This window comes from Dactylosporangium thailandense (genome assembly GCF_059739745.1).
The window spans coordinates 10,177,859-10,192,940 of record NZ_AP029195.1 but is presented as its reverse complement, the minus strand read 5'-3'; the positions used below and the strand labels follow the sequence as shown (position 1 = coordinate 10,192,940).

The 15,082-nt window shown below is 72.5% G+C and carries 10 protein-coding genes; 2 read left to right on the top strand and 8 right to left on the bottom strand.

Annotated features, from left to right (window positions below; all coding sequences use genetic code 11):
- Nucleotides 1–44: 44 nt before the first annotated feature.
- From AC6JBM_RS45365 to AC6JBM_RS45340, 6 genes are all read right to left on the bottom strand, one after another.
- Nucleotides 45–458, bottom strand: a complete 414-nt coding sequence (locus AC6JBM_RS45365; RefSeq protein WP_350620541.1) for a roadblock/LC7 domain-containing protein — start codon at nt 456–458, stop codon at nt 45–47.
- Nucleotides 455–3,184, bottom strand: coding sequence for a sensor histidine kinase (locus AC6JBM_RS45360; RefSeq protein ID WP_497979864.1), 2,730 nt, complete (start codon nt 3,182–3,184; stop codon nt 455–457). The genes AC6JBM_RS45365 and AC6JBM_RS45360 overlap by 4 nt, the downstream gene beginning before the upstream one ends.
- A 158-nt stretch (nt 3,185–3,342) precedes the next feature.
- Complete coding sequence (locus tag AC6JBM_RS45355) at nt 3,343–3,744, bottom strand: hypothetical protein (RefSeq protein ID WP_497979863.1); 402 nt, start codon at nt 3,742–3,744, stop codon at nt 3,343–3,345.
- A gap of 68 nt (nt 3,745–3,812) precedes the next feature.
- Entirely contained in the window at nt 3,813–4,040 is a 228-nt protein-coding gene (locus AC6JBM_RS45350; RefSeq protein ID WP_497979862.1) for a hypothetical protein, read from the bottom strand.
- A 29-nt stretch (nt 4,041–4,069) separates the two neighbouring features.
- A complete protein-coding gene (gene pulA / locus AC6JBM_RS45345; protein ID WP_497979861.1) occupies nt 4,070–9,808 on the bottom strand; it encodes a pullulanase-type alpha-1,6-glucosidase in 5,739 nt (1,912 codons plus the stop codon).
- A gap of 68 nt (nt 9,809–9,876) precedes the next feature.
- Nucleotides 9,877–10,326 (bottom strand): MarR family winged helix-turn-helix transcriptional regulator, encoded by a 450-nt coding sequence (locus tag AC6JBM_RS45340; protein ID WP_350620536.1) that lies wholly within the window; start codon nt 10,324–10,326, stop codon nt 9,877–9,879.
- A 104-nt stretch (nt 10,327–10,430) separates the two neighbouring features.
- Here AC6JBM_RS45340 and AC6JBM_RS45335 point away from each other — a divergent pair, with 104 nt between their 5' ends.
- Complete coding sequence (locus AC6JBM_RS45335) at nt 10,431–10,817, top strand: HAAS signaling domain-containing protein (protein WP_497979860.1); 387 nt, start codon at nt 10,431–10,433, stop codon at nt 10,815–10,817.
- Nucleotides 10,818–10,870: 53 nt separating this feature from the next.
- On the opposite strand, the gene ggt is transcribed toward AC6JBM_RS45335, so the two are convergent.
- Complete coding sequence (gene ggt, locus AC6JBM_RS45330; RefSeq protein ID WP_497979859.1) at nt 10,871–12,652, bottom strand: gamma-glutamyltransferase; 1,782 nt, start codon at nt 12,650–12,652, stop codon at nt 10,871–10,873.
- A gap of 42 nt (nt 12,653–12,694) precedes the next feature.
- The gene (locus AC6JBM_RS45325) at nt 12,695–13,681 is read right to left on the bottom strand and encodes a GlxA family transcriptional regulator (protein ID WP_497979858.1); all 987 of its coding nucleotides are present in this window, start codon (nt 13,679–13,681) and stop codon (nt 12,695–12,697) included.
- Between the two features lie 19 nt (nt 13,682–13,700).
- Here AC6JBM_RS45325 and AC6JBM_RS45320 point away from each other — a divergent pair, with 19 nt between their 5' ends.
- Nucleotides 13,701–15,026 carry an MFS transporter gene (locus AC6JBM_RS45320; RefSeq protein ID WP_497986689.1) on the top strand — a complete coding sequence of 442 codons (1,326 nt, stop codon included), beginning with the start codon at nt 13,701–13,703 and terminating at the stop codon, nt 15,024–15,026.
- The last annotated feature ends 56 nt before the right edge of the window (nt 15,027–15,082 follow it).

Genomic DNA, 15,082 nt, shown 5'->3' with positions numbered 1-15,082 from the left:
GACGGCTGAGCACCGTTGGACTTCAAGCGGACCTTCTCACCGGCTCAGCGGGACAGGGCGTCGCGGGGCAGGGGGTCGAGGGCGTCGGCGACGCGGTGGACCAGCATCGCGGTCTCGTAGCCGACCTGGCCGAGGTCGCAGCCCGGCGCCGCGAGGACGCCGAGCAGCGCGCGGTCGCCGACGGCCATCACGATCATGACGCCGCCGTCCATGTCGACGATGGTCTGGCGCACGTTGCCGGCCTGCATGACCCGGGCGGCCCCGAACACGAGGCTGGCCAGCCCGCTGATCACGGCCGCGAGGTGATCGGCCTGATCGATCGGGAGGTCGGCCGAGGCGGCCAGGCGCAGCCCGTCGCCGGACACGGTGATGGCGTGAGCCACGTCCGGCACCTGGCGCGCGAAGCTCACCATCAGCCAGTCGAGCTGTCCGGCGCCGTGGGTTTGCTGAGGCATCATGACGAGTCCTTTATTCCTGGGGCTGTGCTGTTGGTGCGACGTGCGGCGGCCGAGACGCCCTCCGCGAACGCGGACAGCCGGGAGCGGATCTGCTCCGGGTCGACCGCCGCGGCGCTGCGGCTCTCGGCAGGTGGTTCGACGGATCCCGGCACCAGCTGGGCGCCGGGACGGCGGCGGGGAAGATTGTCCTGATCCTGCTCCGGCATCGAGCCACCTCCGGCACTGGACGGGCTCCCCGGACGTGGCGGCCAAGTGCCGGGGGATCCCCAGGTGGTTTGTGCGGTGTACTGCGGCGGCCGGACCGGCTGGGTGGCCGGGGACGGGGTGACGGCCACCTGGGCCACGCCGCGCGGCGGGGTATGTCCGCCCGGCTGGACCCGCGGCGGCGCCGGCGGCGGGGTCGCGGACCCGCCGGCACCGGAGTTGCCACTGCTCAGGTAGGGACGGAACCAGGGCGCCGCCCCGCCCGGACCGGCACCGGCGCCGGCGGGAGCGGGAGCTGGGGCCTGTGGGGCGGAGGGCTCGGGCCGGCGCTGCTGCGGGATGTGCGGGGCCGCGGCGGCGACCGCCGGCTCGGGGCGGCCGAGCGGGGCGCCGACCGTCGAGGGCACCTGCACCGGCCGGGCCGCGGGCGGCTGGACCGCCGGGATCGTCTCGGTCGGCGCGCCCCGGCCGACCGGCAGGGCCGCGACCTGCTCAAGCAGCCGGTGCGGCAGCTCGACGTAGGCGACCGTGCCGGAGCCGTTGCCGGTGGCGTAGAGCTGGACGCGGATGCCGTGGCGGGCCGCGAGGTGGGAGACCACGTGCAGGCCCATGGTGCCGGCGGCGGCACTGCTCAGGACGCTCGGCACGGCCAGCCGGGAGTTGATCTCGGCGAGGCGGGCCGGGAGGATGCCGATGCCCTGGTCGTGCACGCGGAGCATGGCACCGTTGCCCGTGGCGCGCGCGTCGACGGTGACCGGCTCGGTCGGCGGCGAGAAGGCGGTCGCGTTCTCGAGCAGCTCGGCCAGCAGGTGCACGAGGTCACCGACGACCGGGCCGGCGATGGCCAGGTCGGCCGGCTGGAACTCGACCCGCGCGAAATCCTCGATCTCGGACGCGGCGGCGGTGATGACCGCGCCGAGCCCGACGGCCGCGGTCTGCGGGCGGCCGGGCTCGCCGCCGGAGAGGACCAGCAGGTTCTCCCCGTTGCGGCGCAGGCGGGCGGCGAGGTGGTCGAGGGCGAAGAGCCGGGCCAGCATGTCCGGGTCGGTCTCGTCGCGCTCGAACTCGTCGAGCAGCCGCAGCTGGCGGGTGATGAGGGTCCGGATGCGCCGGGCCAGCACCTCGGCCATGCGGGCGACGTCGACCCGCAGCTCGGCCTGCTCGCCGGCGAGGCGCAGGGCGGTGCGGTGCACGGTGCCGAACGCCTCGGCCACCTGGCCGACCTCGTCGTTGAGGGCGGCGATGCCGCGCGTGACCTCGGCCGCGGTCTGTCCGCTCTCCATGAGCGACGGGGCCGGGGCCGCGGTGCCGGCGGAGACCGAGTTGATCGCGTCGGGCAGGTCGCGGCGGGCCACCTGCAGCGCCGCGCCCCGCAGCTGGTTGAGCCGGCGGGCGGTGCGGATGGCCAGCACGATCGCGATGGCCAGGGCGCCGAGGGCCAGCAGGGCGGTCAGCAGGCCGGTCGCCCAGGCCCGGCGGGAGGCGCTGAGCGCGATCTGCTCGGCGCGCGCGTCGAGCCGGTCGGCGATCTCGACGGAGACGATGCTGACGCGCCGGATCACGCCGCTCTGCGCGACGAACCAGGCGTCGGCGTCGACCTTGAGCCCGGCCGGGTCCCGCTCGGCGTCGCGCACCTTGGCGCTCATGCCGTCGGCGTTGTCCACGTCGGTGCCGCGGACCTGGCTGGTGTAGAGGGCCAGCTCGTCGCCGGTGGCGACCCGGCGGAACTCGGCCTCGCGCTGCCCGCGCGCGCCCTCGACCAGCGCCAGGTTGCCCAGGTCGCCGGGCTGGAGGTTGGCGCGGCTGAAGATGGTGCGCAGCAGGTCGCGCTTGACGGCGGCGTAGTGCTCGACGAAGGCGCTGGCGGCCAGGGCGCGGGCGGCGTTGGAGAGCTCGATGTCCTCGATCTGGCCGGGGACGGCGTCGGCGACGGCCAGCAGCGCGTCGGCCAGACCGCCGTAGACGACGTCGGTGACCAGCACCATCGTGGCCGTACCGTTGTCGATCGCGGCCCGGGTGAAGCCCAGCTGGCCGTAGTTCTCGCCGGCCACCCGCACCCGGTCGAACAGGGCGGGCACGGCGTCGACGGCCTTGGCGGCGTCGGCGAAGAATCGCGAGGCGGCCTGGTCGGTGCGCGCCCGCTGGGCGGTGACCAGGGTGGCGCCGGCCTGCCCGCCGCGCTGGCGGAGGGCGGCGGTCTCGGCGAGCTCGCGCTCGATCTCGTGGACGAAGAGCACGGCGCTGGTGGCCGTGATGCTCAGCGTCCGGGCGTTGCCGGCGTCGCGGGCCGAGTTGACCGCGTTGGTGACCTGGATGCTGCCCAGGGCGATGAGGCCGACCATCGCGACCACGATCGGCGCGAGGAGCTGGGCGCGGACGGACTGGAGCAGGCCCGCGCGGGGACCGCCGCCCCGCCGGTGCCCGGCCACCGAGGTGTCCGTGCCCGCCGTGCGGCGGGTCGGTCCGCCAGAGGTGACGCCGTGACGCGGCACCGGGGCGCGCGAGGAGCCGCTGCCTGCCACCGCCTGGCCTCCTAAAAGTAGCGGCTCCATAACGGAGCGTGCCGGGGAGAGCGCTCCAACGCATCGGCGTCAAAGTGGGATCCACTACGGAACACGATCAGGCACGCTACTGGAAGAGGTCGGATCCCTAAAGAGTCCTTAGCCGAACGGCCGAGTCGTTATGACTGTGCGTGACGACGACGTCGCACAAAGAGCCAGGTGACGGCCGCGGCGAGCGCCAGAACGATCCCGAGGACGATCCACCGTCCGGAGCCGGTCGATGACACTTGCACGGACGCGGGGCTCGGCGAGGCCGCGCCGGCGCTCGGCGCGACGGTCGCGGCGGGCGCGCCGGCGGAGGTCGCCGCCGAGGACGCGGGCGGGCGGCCGGAGGGCACCTGAGGGGTCGCGACCGGCGAAAGTGTGCCCGGCTCGGTGGGCAGCGCGGTGAGGCCGGGCAGGGTCGCCGAGGGGCCGACGGGCTCCAGGATCGGCGGCGGACCGGGCAGCGGCGGACCGGGCGGCGGGGTCGGCCCGAGGGCCGCGCCGCCGATCAGCACCGCGGCCACGAGCGACTTCACGACCGTCCCAACGGCATCGGCGGGACGGGGTTGAGCCTTTTGCGCGGATTAAGCGAAGCTTTACGAGATCAGCGGCGCCGGTCGTTACCGCGGACGCGCGCCGGGACCGGTTCGTCATCCCGCAGGTTCTGCATGAACTTGTAGAACAGCGCGGCGGACAGGACCACGCAGACGGCCAGGACCGTCGCCGCGGTCAGGGCGGCGCGCGAGGTCGCCACCCAGCCGGCGTCGGCGAGCAGGACGAGCAGCCACATTGCGGCCGTCGCCTTCATGACGCGGTTGCGGTATCGACTCATGCGGAGATGGATACCCTCCCGCGCGGATCTCATTCCTCCACGAACACCGCCACTGTGCGTGCCGAGACGGTGAACGATCCGTGTGCACCGTCGAATGTGGACTGCCGGACCACCGGATCGGCCGAGGCGGCCTGGACCGGGTGCAGCGAGACGTGCGCGTTGCGGTAGCCCGGCACGGTCTGGGTCGTGGCCGTGGCGCCGGCGTTGAAGACGACCACGATGGACTTCCAGTGCCCGTCCAGCCCGCGGGCGTCGAGCACCATGGTGATCACGCCCGGGGTGGCCTGCGCGCCCGAGAGCGGGAAGCTCAGCCGCTGCTGGACCTGCGCCGCGGTGCCGAGGGAGAACACCGGCGAGCCGGCCCGGATGCGCTGCAGCTCCTGGAAGCCCGCCGAGGCCAGGTCGACCGCGGCACAGTCCGGCACCAGCGCCGGGTTCGCCAGCAGCGGCCGCGCGTACGGCCACTTGTCCTGGTTGTCCGCGGCCGGCGGGAGCCCGGCCCCGAAGCCGTTGCCGTCGGCGCAGTCCCAGCGGATCTGGTTGAACCAGTCGCCGGAGTTGAACGAGTTGCGGTCCAGGGACTTGGAGCGCAGCCGGTCCGAGCCGGCCGTGACGAAGCCGGTGCCCTGGCCGAGGACCGTCGTGGCCAGCGCGAGCACCTGCAGCCGGGCGCGCTGCTCGGCGGTCGTGCCGGTGGGCAGCTTGAAGGCCATCGCGTCGTAGAGGATCTCGTTGTCGTGCGCGTCGACGTACGTCACCGCCTCGCTCGGCGAACGCGTGTACCCGGCCGGCGAGCCGTTGTAGTCGACCTGCGCGCCGGTGACCCGGTGCCCGGTCGAGTCGGTGAACTCGTAGGCCGCCAGGTTCCCGGTCAGCCCCACCTGGATCAGGTCCTGGTAGTGCAGCAGCCGCGCCTTCTGCTCCGCGGCGGTGCCGTTGACCGGGTCGCCGTTGGGGTCCGTGTACAGCCCGGTGGCGAAGCCCTGCACCCGCGGGTTGCCGTCGAACGGGCCGCCGCCGCGCACCGCGTCGCGGAGCCGGTCGTTGAAGGTCCCAACGCCCGTGCCCGCCATGTTGGCCTGGGTGGCCTGCACGAACCTCGCGTCGCCGGCGACCTCGCCGAAGTTCCAGCCCTCGCCGTACAGCAGGATCTTCTTGCCGTCGACCCCGTCCTTGGCCACCGTCAGCTGGTCGAGCGCGGCGCGGACGGCGAGGATGTTCGCCTTCGGGTGGTGCCCCATCAGGTCGAAGCGGAAGCCGTCGACCTTGTACTGCTTGGCCCACTGCACGATCGAGTCGACCACGAGCTTGCCCATCATCGCGTTCTCGGGCGCGGTGTTGGCGCAGCAGGTGGAGTTCGCGACGGTGCCGTCGTCGAGCAGCCGCTGGTAGTACCCCGGCACGATCTGGTCGAGCACCGAGTACTGGTCGGTGCCGGCCGCGGTGGTGTGGTTGTAGACGACGTCCATGACCACGCGCAGGCCCGCGGTGTTCAGCCCGGCGACCATCTGGCGGAACTGCGTGATCCGCGGGGTGCCCTGCGGGTCGGTCGCGTAGGAGCCCTCGGGCGCGTTGTAGTGGAACGGGTCGTAGCCCCAGTTGTAGCCGTCCCGGTCGGCCACCTGCGCGACGCACGCCTGCTGCTGCGAGGAGTCCGGCGGCAGCGCGGCGAGGTCGCACGGCGGCTGGGCCTGGTCGGCCCGCACCTCGGGGATCGTGGAGATGTCGAAGACCGGCAGCAGGTGCACGTACGACGTGCCGGCCTGGGCCAGCTCCCGCAGGTGCCGCATGCCGGCCGACTGCGGCTGGGCGAAGGCGAGGTAGGTCCCGCGCTGCGCGGCCGGCACCGTGGTGTCGGCGATGGAGAAGTCGCGCACCGACAGCTCGGTGATCTGCGGGCGCGCCGGGGCCGGTGGCTTGCGCAGGTCGTTCCAGCCGGCCGGGCGCAGGGTCGCGTCCGTCAGGTCGGTGAGCTGGCTGTGGGTGCCGTTGGCGGACAGCGACACCGAGTACGGGTCGGTGACGCTCGCCGTGGTGACCGCGTGGATCGCCGGCTGGTAGGCCGTGACCCGGAACTTGTAGTAGACGTTCTTCCAGCTCTTGTCGCCGCTCGCGGACCACACGCCGGTGCGCTCGTCGCGGCGCATGGGCACGACCTGCGGCGCCTTGGTGAGGTCGGCGTACAGCTCCAGCGACACGGTCTGCGCGGTCGGCGCCCAGACGCTCACGCCCGGCCGCCCGCCGTCGAACGCCGGGCCGAGCCGGGCGCTGAGGGCGGCGCCGTAGAGGTCGTCCAGCGCCCCGGCCAGCTGCACCCCGGTCGCCTCGGTGACCTGGCCGGACGCGTCGCGCTCGACGGCCACGACCTGCCCGCGCAGGGCGGCCGTGAACGCGTTGCGGTCGCCGTCGAGGTGGAAGGCCTGGTACGCCCACAGGTGCGGGAACTTCGCCCGCTGGGTCTCGGTGAGGTTGCCCGGCACGGCGCTCATCGCCAGCCTGGTGCCGTTGCCGATGACCTGCCCGTCGACGACCTTGAGCCCGCCGGCCGGCGCCGACCACAGCTCGTAGCTGTGCCCGTCGGTCGGCCCGGCCCGCCACGCGACCGTGCTCCGGTCGATCCAGACGGCCTTGGCCTTGGTGACGTCGGTGTCGGGCGTGCCCTGGGCCGGGATCGGCAGCAGGTACCGCTGCTGCCCCGACAGGATCCACACCTCGTGCCCGACGGTGACGAGGTCCAGCGCCTGGTCGGTGGGCAGGTCCTTGGTGTCGCCCTTGTGCACGATGTAGTTGAGCAGCGGCGCGTTGTCGGCCAGCGGCACGGTGAACGTCACGCCGAAGGCGTCGGTGCCGGACGGCGGCAGGGGGCTGCCCCAGTCGGTGCCGGTCGCCGCGCCCGTCCACACGTGCAGGCCCCAGCCGTCGTAGTCGCCGGCCGGGCGGCGGTAGTGCAGCACCGCCGTGTGCTCGGCCGCGGCGCGGGTCGGGTGCACGGTCGCCTCCCCCGAGCGCACCCAGGCCTCACCCTGGGCGCTGGGCAGCACGGACTGGTCCGGGCCCGGGTCCTTGGTGTCGCCCTTGTGCACGATGAAGTTCACCGGCTTGCTCGCGTCGGCGACCGGCACGTGCCAGTAGGCGCCGAACGCGTCCACGCCGTCGGGAGTGCGCGGGCTCGCCCAGTCGGTCGCGGTGCCGGCGGTGAGGCCGTCGCCCCACAGGTGCAGACCCCAGCCGGTGTAGTCGCCGTCCGCGCGCCCGTAGTGGATCGAAACGCTGCCGGTGGCCGCCGCCTCGGAGGTGTAGATGGTCGCATCTCCCTGCTTGAGCCAGATCTCCGGATGTTTCGTGGGATCGAGCGATCGGTCGGTCTCGACGTCCTTCACGCCGTTGTGGTCGACGACCAGGAAGCCCATGGTGGATGCCCCCGGCTTCAGCTTGACCCATGCGAAGCGTCCGTACGAGTCCTCTCCCGCAAATGGGGCACCGGCCGGCCAGGTCATCGGATCCTGGATGTCGCCCCAGGCGTACAGGCTCCAGTCGTCGTAGCCGCCCGCCGGTCGCTGGTAGTGCACGACGGCGTAGTCGGGCGTCGCGGCGCTCGGCGGCGTGCCGACCTTGGTGGTGATCTTCGATTCGGCGGTACGGCCGGAGCCGTCGCGAACCACCGCCTTGTACTCGAGCTTCGTGCCCGCCGCGAGCCCGTCGAGGTCGTGGTACGCCGAGTACGGGCCGGCCTGGTCGGTGCCGAGCAGCTGCCAGGCGCCGTCGCCGACCCGGGCCGCGAACGTGACGCTCGCCAGCGGGTCGCCGGTGACGCTCGCCCTGACCTGCGCGACGCCGGCCGGCGCGGGGTCCACGGCGAGCGTGACCTGCGGCTTGGCGGCCGGCTTCGCGAGCCGGCCGCGGGCCTTGAACACCAGCGTGGTCAGCGGCGGAATGCTCACCTGCAGGGCGCCGTTGCCCGCGGTCGCGGCGATCGGGCCGGCGCTCGGGTAGATCTGGTCGAACGTGGTGCTCGCCATGTACGTCGGGATCGTGACCGTCTTCGTGCCCGCCCCGTTGTTGCTCGCCACCACGTACTCGACCCGCTGATCCGGGTCGATGCGGGAGAAGGCGAAGACGTTCTGGTCGGCGTACCGCGTCACCTGCGCGCCCTGGCGCAGCCCCGGGTTGCGCTCCCGCAGGTCGGCCAGGCTCGCGATGGTCCGGTAGATCGGGTGGCCGGTGTCGTAGTGCGACACGGCGTGGGTGGTGTCGGTGCCGAGCAGGTCGTCGTCGAGGTAGTCCGCGGTCTTCGTGGCGAACATGTCCTGCCGCGCGTCCTTGTCCCCGCCGGCGCCGGTGAAGCCCTGCTCGTCGCCGGAGTAGACGACCGGCTGGCCGCGCGTGAGGAACATCAGCTCGTGCCCGAGCTCGTCGCGGCGCAGGTGCGTGGCCGGGTCGGTGCCGCCGGTCGCGACGAAGTACCCGATGCGGCCCATGTCGTGGTTGCCGAGGAAGGTCGGCAGGTACTGCGCGCTCGTGCCGGCCGACGTGTACATGTCGTCCTGGGCGTACATGTCGGCGAGCTCCTGGCCCGAGCCGCCCTTGGCCACGAAGTCGGCCGCGGCCTGCTGGAACGGGAAGTCCAGCGTCGCCGGCAGCCGGCCCTTGCGCACGTACTGCGAGTCGAACGCCGGATTCGCGTCGTACACCTCGCCGAACATGAAGAAGTCCGGCTTCCCGGCCTTGTCGGCCGCGGCGTCGACCCCCTGGACGAACTGCGGCCAGAACTGCATGTCGACGTGCTTGGCGGTGTCGATGCGGTAGCCGTCGATGCCGCTGTCCTTGACCCAGTCCGAGTAGATCTTCGTCATGCCCTTGACGACCTCGGGCCGCTCGGTCCACAGGTCGTCGAGGCCGAAGAAGTCGCCGTACTCCGCGTTCTCCCCGCTGAACGTCGAGTCGCCGCGGTTGTGGTACATCGTCGGGTCGTTGAGCCACGCCGGCTTCTTCGCGCTCTGGTCGGCCGCGCTCGGGAACACCGGCGTGTACGGGAACGACTGCGCGTTGACCGGCGGGAACCCGTGCGTGCCGTCGGCGTAGTTGCGATCGTCGAACTTGTTGCCGGCGGCGTCCTTGTACGGGTAGTCGGTCTTGTCGCGGTACGTGGTCTGGTTCTGCGCGTAGCGGATGACGTCGGCCGTGTGGTTGGTGATGACGTCGAGATAGATCTTGATCCCGCGGTCGTGCGCCTTCTTCGTCAGGACCTTCAGGTCGTCCTTCGTGCCGAAGTGCGGGTCGATCGCGGTGAAGTCGGTGATCCAGTAGCCGTGGTATCCGGCCGAGACGTCCGCCCCGCTGCCCTGCACCGGACGGTTCTTGAACACCGGCGCGAGCCAGATCGCGGTGGTGCCGAGGCCCTGGATGTAGTCGAGCTTGTCGATGACGCCCTTGAGGTCGCCGCCGTGGTAGAAGCCCTTGTCGGTGGGGTCGTAGCCGGTGCTGAGCCGGTCGCCCGTGAGCCCGCCGGTGTTGTTGCGCGGGTCGCCGTCGGCGAAGCGGTCGGCGAGCACGAAGTAGAACTGCTCGGCGCGCTTGGCCGGGGTCTTCCCGGTGCTGTCGAGCAGGCTCGCGATCGAGGGCTCGCTCGACCACTCCGGCACGCCCTCGGCCGTGTAGCTCGTCGGGTGCTGCGCGACGTCCGGGGTGCGCGGGTTGTCACCGGGCAGCGCGGCCAGCACGGCGAGGGTCGTCAGGATCCCTAAGGAGAGTTGCTTGGCGGACGGCATGGCGGGCCTACCTCTCTGGCGAGGTGGGCACCGTATCGATCGATGGAGATCCTTACAAGCCTTGACAATCAGGCTTTGAGCGTCCCGTTGATCGCCTCGCTGATCTGCCTCAGCTGCTCGATCTGCTGCGGGGTGAGCGGGTCGAAGAGGTGGGTCCGGACCGTCTCGACGTGCCCGGGCGCGGCGCTCACCAGCGCGGCGAAGCCCTCGTCGGTGAGGTCGGCGAACTGGCCCCGCTTGTCGTCGTCGCAGTCGCGGCGCTTGACCCAGCCGCGGGACTCGAGCTTGGTGACGGCGTGCGAGAGGCGGCTGCGCGACGAGCGCGTCTTGACCGCCAGCTCGCTCATCCGCAGCGAACGGTCCGGGGACTCGGAGAGCACGACGAGGATCTCGTAGTAGGCGTGCGGCATGCCGGCGTCGTGCTGCAGCTCGCGGTCGAGCCGGTCGATCAGCAGCGTGGTCGCGCTGTAGAAGGCGCGCCAGGCGGCCTGCTCATCCTCGTCGAGCCAGCGGGTCATGCTTCATTTTTGCACGGGCAGAAAGTTCTTTGCGGCTCACCGCAAGTGGGGGAGGCTGGACCCCGATGCTCACCAGTTGACCGGATTCTCGCAACGAGGGCCGCATGAACACCTACGATGACGTGGTCAACGACTATCTCCGCGCCGTCGAGCAGGCCTTGAACGGCGTTCCCGCGAACCGGCGCGCCGAGCTGCTCGCCGGCCTTTCCCAGCACATCTCGGCCAAGCGCGCCGAGATCCGCCCGGGCCAGGAGACCGAGGTCGAGGTGCGTTCGATCCTCGACCTGCTCGGCGACCCCGAAGAGGTGGCCGAGCGGGCCCGGCTCGACGATTCGCTCGACGATCCCGACGACGAACCGATCCTGATCGAGCCGAAGAAGAAGTCGGCCGCGCTCATCTGGGTCCTCATCACCATCGCCGCGGTGGCCTCGCTGTGCGTGCTCGGCGGCCTCGCCATCGGCTTCCTGGCGCTGGTCGCCGGCCACCGCTGATCTTGTGATGCCCCCGGCCGCCTCCGGGAAGAGGCGGCCGGGAAGCATTGCGGCTACCGCACGGTGCCGGCGGATCCGCTTCCGCGTCTCACCGGTTCGGCGCAGGCCAGGAGCTTGCCGTGGGGCAGGAACTCGATGGCCGTGGCCGCGCCGATCTCGGCCATCGGCGTGTACGTGTGGCCGAGCGCGCCCAGCGCCGTGCCCTCGGCCGAGCCGATGAACGCCGGCTCCGCGGTGACGGCCGCGGTGTTGCGCTGCGACGCGCGCGGGGCCGCGACCGCCTGCGGCAGCGTCATGCCGAGGTCGAGGCGGTTGACGAGGATCTGCAGCACGGTCGTGATGATCGTCGAGCCGCCCGGCGAGCCGACCGCGAGGAACGGCTTGCCGTGCTGCAGGACGATCGTCGGGGCCATGGAGCTGCGCGGCCGCTTGCCGGGGCCGGGCAGGTTCGGGTCCTGCGCCGGGGCCTGCGTGTTGGTGAAGTTGAAGTCGGTCAGCTCGTTGTTGAGCAGGAAGCCGCGGCCCGGCACGACGATCGCGTTGCCGCCGATCTGCTCGATGGTCAGCGTGTACTCCACGACGTTGCCCCACTTGTCGGCGACGGTGAGGTTGGTCGTCGACAGGCCCTTGTCCGGGCTCGCCCCGCCGGTGGTCGTGGTGCAGCGCCGGTCGTAACGCCCGTCGGGGTCGCCCGGCGGGACCGGCTTCGCGAGCGCCTTCGCGGGATCGATCCGGCACGCGCGCTCACCCGCGAAGCCGTCGGTCAGCAGCGCGTCGAGCAGCGGCCGGGGCGTGTAGTCGCCGACGTAGCGGTTGCGGTCGGCGAAGGCCAGGGCGCTTGCCTCGAGGTACCGGTGCAGCGCCTGGCTCTTGTCGAGTTTCGACAGGTCGGAGCGCTCGAGGATGTTCAGCGCCTCGCCGACGGTGGAGCCGCCGGACGACGGCGTGGCCATGCCGTAGACGTCGTAGCCGCGGTAGGAGACTTTCGTCGGCGCCGGGTTGCGCACGTCGTAGGCCCGCAGGTCGTTCAGCGTCATGCCGCCGGGGCGGATCGGGTACTGCCATGGCTGGCCCGGGTTCGCGGCCACCGGCGGGTGCTGCACGGTGGAGACGATGTCCCGGCCGACCTCGCCGGTGTAGAAGACGCCGGTGCCGCGCCGCGCGACGAGGTCGTAGGTCGCGGCCAGGTCCGGGTTGCGCAGCGTGGTGCCGACGGCCGGCGGGGCGCCGCCGGGCAGGAACAGCTTCGCCGTCGGCTCGAACTGCGCGAACGCGGCGGCGTTGTCCTTGACCTGCTGGTTGAAGGTCGCGTCGACGAGGAAGCCGTCGCGGGCGACCTGGGCCGCGGGGCGCAGCGCGGACGAGAGCGGGCGGGTGCCCCAGCGCCGGGCCGCCTCCTGCCAGGTCGCGAGGGATCCCGGTACACCCGCCGAAAGACCGCTGACGCGCGCCTCCTGGAACGCCATGGGCTGGCCGGTGGCCGGGTCGACGAAGGCGTTCTCGCCCATCGAGCGCGGCGCGGTCTCCCGGCCGTCGAGGGTCGAGACGCGGCCGGTACGGGCGTCGTAGTACACGAAGAATCCGCCGCCACCGATGCCCGACGAGAACGGCTCGGTCACGCCCAGCGTGGCCGCGACCGCGAGCGCCGCGTCGACCGCGTTGCCGCCGTCGCGCAGGACCCGGAGGCCGGCCGCGGTGGCGGTGGGGTCGACCGACGCGACCGCGCCGCCGTACCCGGTCGCCGTGGGGCCGTTCGTTCTCTCCGCGGACGCGGATGCGGGCGCGGCCGGGATGAGCAGAAGGGGGATGAGCAGCAGGGGGATGAGCCTTCGCACGGTTGCCTCCCATAGAGATCGACGGCGATCGCTCATACCTGCCTACCCGCCGCTGACCCCGGGCACAACCCGGAACGTGCGGCGGTAGGCACTGGGGGCGACCCCGATCGTGTTCTGCAGGTGCTGGCGCAGCCCCGCGGCCGTGCCCAGGCCGGAGCGGCGGGCCACCACCTCGACCGGCAGGTCGGTGCTCTCCAGCAGGGCGCGGGCGTGGTCGACGCGCCGCTGCAGCAGCCAGCGCGCCGGGCTCACCCCGGTCTCCTCGCGGAAGCGGCGGGTGAACGTGCGCACGCTCATGTTGGCGTGCGCGGCCAGGTCGTGCAGGGACAACGGCGCATCCAGCCGCTCGGCCGCCCACGATCGGGTGGCGGCCAGGGTGGCGTCGGCCGGGCGGGGCAGGGGGCGCTCGATGTACTGGGCCTGCCCGCCGTCCCGCCACGGGGGCACCACGCTGCGCCGGGCCGCGCGGTTGGCGACCTCGCTGCCGAAGTCGGTGCGCACGACGTGCAGGCACAGGTCGATCCCGGCCCCGACGCCGGCGCTGGTCAGCACGTCGCCGTCGTCCACGAACAGCACGTCGGCGTCGAGCTTGACCTGCGGAAAGAACTCCCGGAACCGCTCGGCCCACCACCAGTGCGTGGTCGCGGGCCGCTCGTCCAGCAGCCCCGCCGCGGCGAGCACGAACGCTCCCGTGCAGATGGACATGACGCGCTTCCCGGCCTTGTGCGCCTCTTGCAGGGCGTCCCTGACCCGTGGGTCGACCGTGCCGCGCTCGACCGGATCGCCGCTGTGAATTCCGGCCACGACCACGGTGTCGGCCGCCCGCAGCAGTTCGAGCCCGTGGTCCGGCATGACCTTGAAGCCCGCGGACGCCTCGACCGGGCGCGCGTCGGGACTGCAGACGAGGATTTTGTACTTCCGATGCCCGGTCTCGTCCCGTGCGGTCCCGAAGATCTGGGTCGGTGTGCCCAGGTCGAACGGCACCAGGCCGTCCATGACGACGATGGCCACGAGGTGCTGTTCGGTCATGGCTCAATTCTTGCGCATGATGGCTCTCGGGCCACTCGTCTTTCCGTCTCGAGCGGGCTGCAATGATCCGGTGAAGAGACTGCACCCGGCCTGGCTCGTCGCCGCCGTCGCGTTCGTCGCCCTCGTCGGCGCCGCGGGCTTCCGCGCGACACCGGGCGTGCTCATCCACCCACTGCACGACGAGTTCGGCTGGTCGCTGGGGACCATCTCCCTCGCGGTGTCGATCAACCTGCTGCTCTTCGGCCTGACCGCCCCGTTCGCCGCCGCGCTGATGGAGCGCTTCGGCATCCGGCGCGTGGTCGCGTACGCGCTGCTGCTCGTCTCGGCCGGCAGCGGCCTGACGGTGTTCATGAAGCACAGCTGGGAGCTCATCGCGCTGTGGGGCGTGCTCGTCGGCCTGGGCACCGGCTCGATGGCGCTGGCCTTCGTGGCGACCGTCACCGGCCGCTGGTTCGTCAAGCGCCGCGGCCTGGTCACCGGCGTGCTGACCGCGGGCGGCGCGGCCGGCCAGCTCGTCTTCCTGCCGCTGCTCGCGCTGCTGACCGAGGCGCACGGGTGGCGCTCGGCCGCCCTGACGGTCGCGGGCGCGGCCCTGGCCGTGGTGCCGCTGGTCATGTGGCGCCTGCGGGACCACCCCGCCGACCTGAACGTGGCCCCGTACGGCTCGGCCGACGTCGTGCCGCCGCCCGTCGCGACCGGCGGCGCGGCCCGGCGCGCGCTCGGCGCCCTGCGGACGGCCTCCGGAAAGCCCGCGTTCTGGCTGCTGGCGGGCGGCTTCGCGATCTGCGGCGCGACCACGAACGGGCTCATCGGCACGCACTTCATCCCCGCCGCGCACGACCACGGCATGGCCGAGCCGACCGCGGCATCGCTGCTGGCCCTCATCGGCCTGTTCGACATCGCCGGGACGATCGCCTCGGGCTGGCTGACCGACCGCATGGACAGCCGGGTGCTCCTGGGCTGGTACTACGCTCTGCGCGGCCTGTCGCTGCTCGTGCTGCCCATGCTGTTCGCGGCCACGGTGCGCCCCAGCATGCTCGTGTTCATCCTGTTCTACGGCCTGGACTGGGTGGCGACGGTACCGCCGACCGTGGCCCTCTGCCGCGAGTACTTCGGCGCGAGCGGCCCGGTGGTCTTCGGCTGGGTCTTCGCGTCCCACCAGTTCGGCGCGGCGATCGCGGCGACGGCGACGGGCCTCCTGCGCGACCGCCTGGGCAACTACGACCTCGCCTGGTACATCGCCGGTGGCCTGTCGATCGGCGCCGCGGCGCTGTCGCTGCTGCTGTTCAAGACCCGCCGGTCCGCTCCGGCCCTCACTCCCGCTCCGGCCGCCGTCCCCGCCTGACGCATACGGCAGCGGCCGGCCCCTTCCGGGACCGGCCGCTTCGCGTTCTTGCCGCG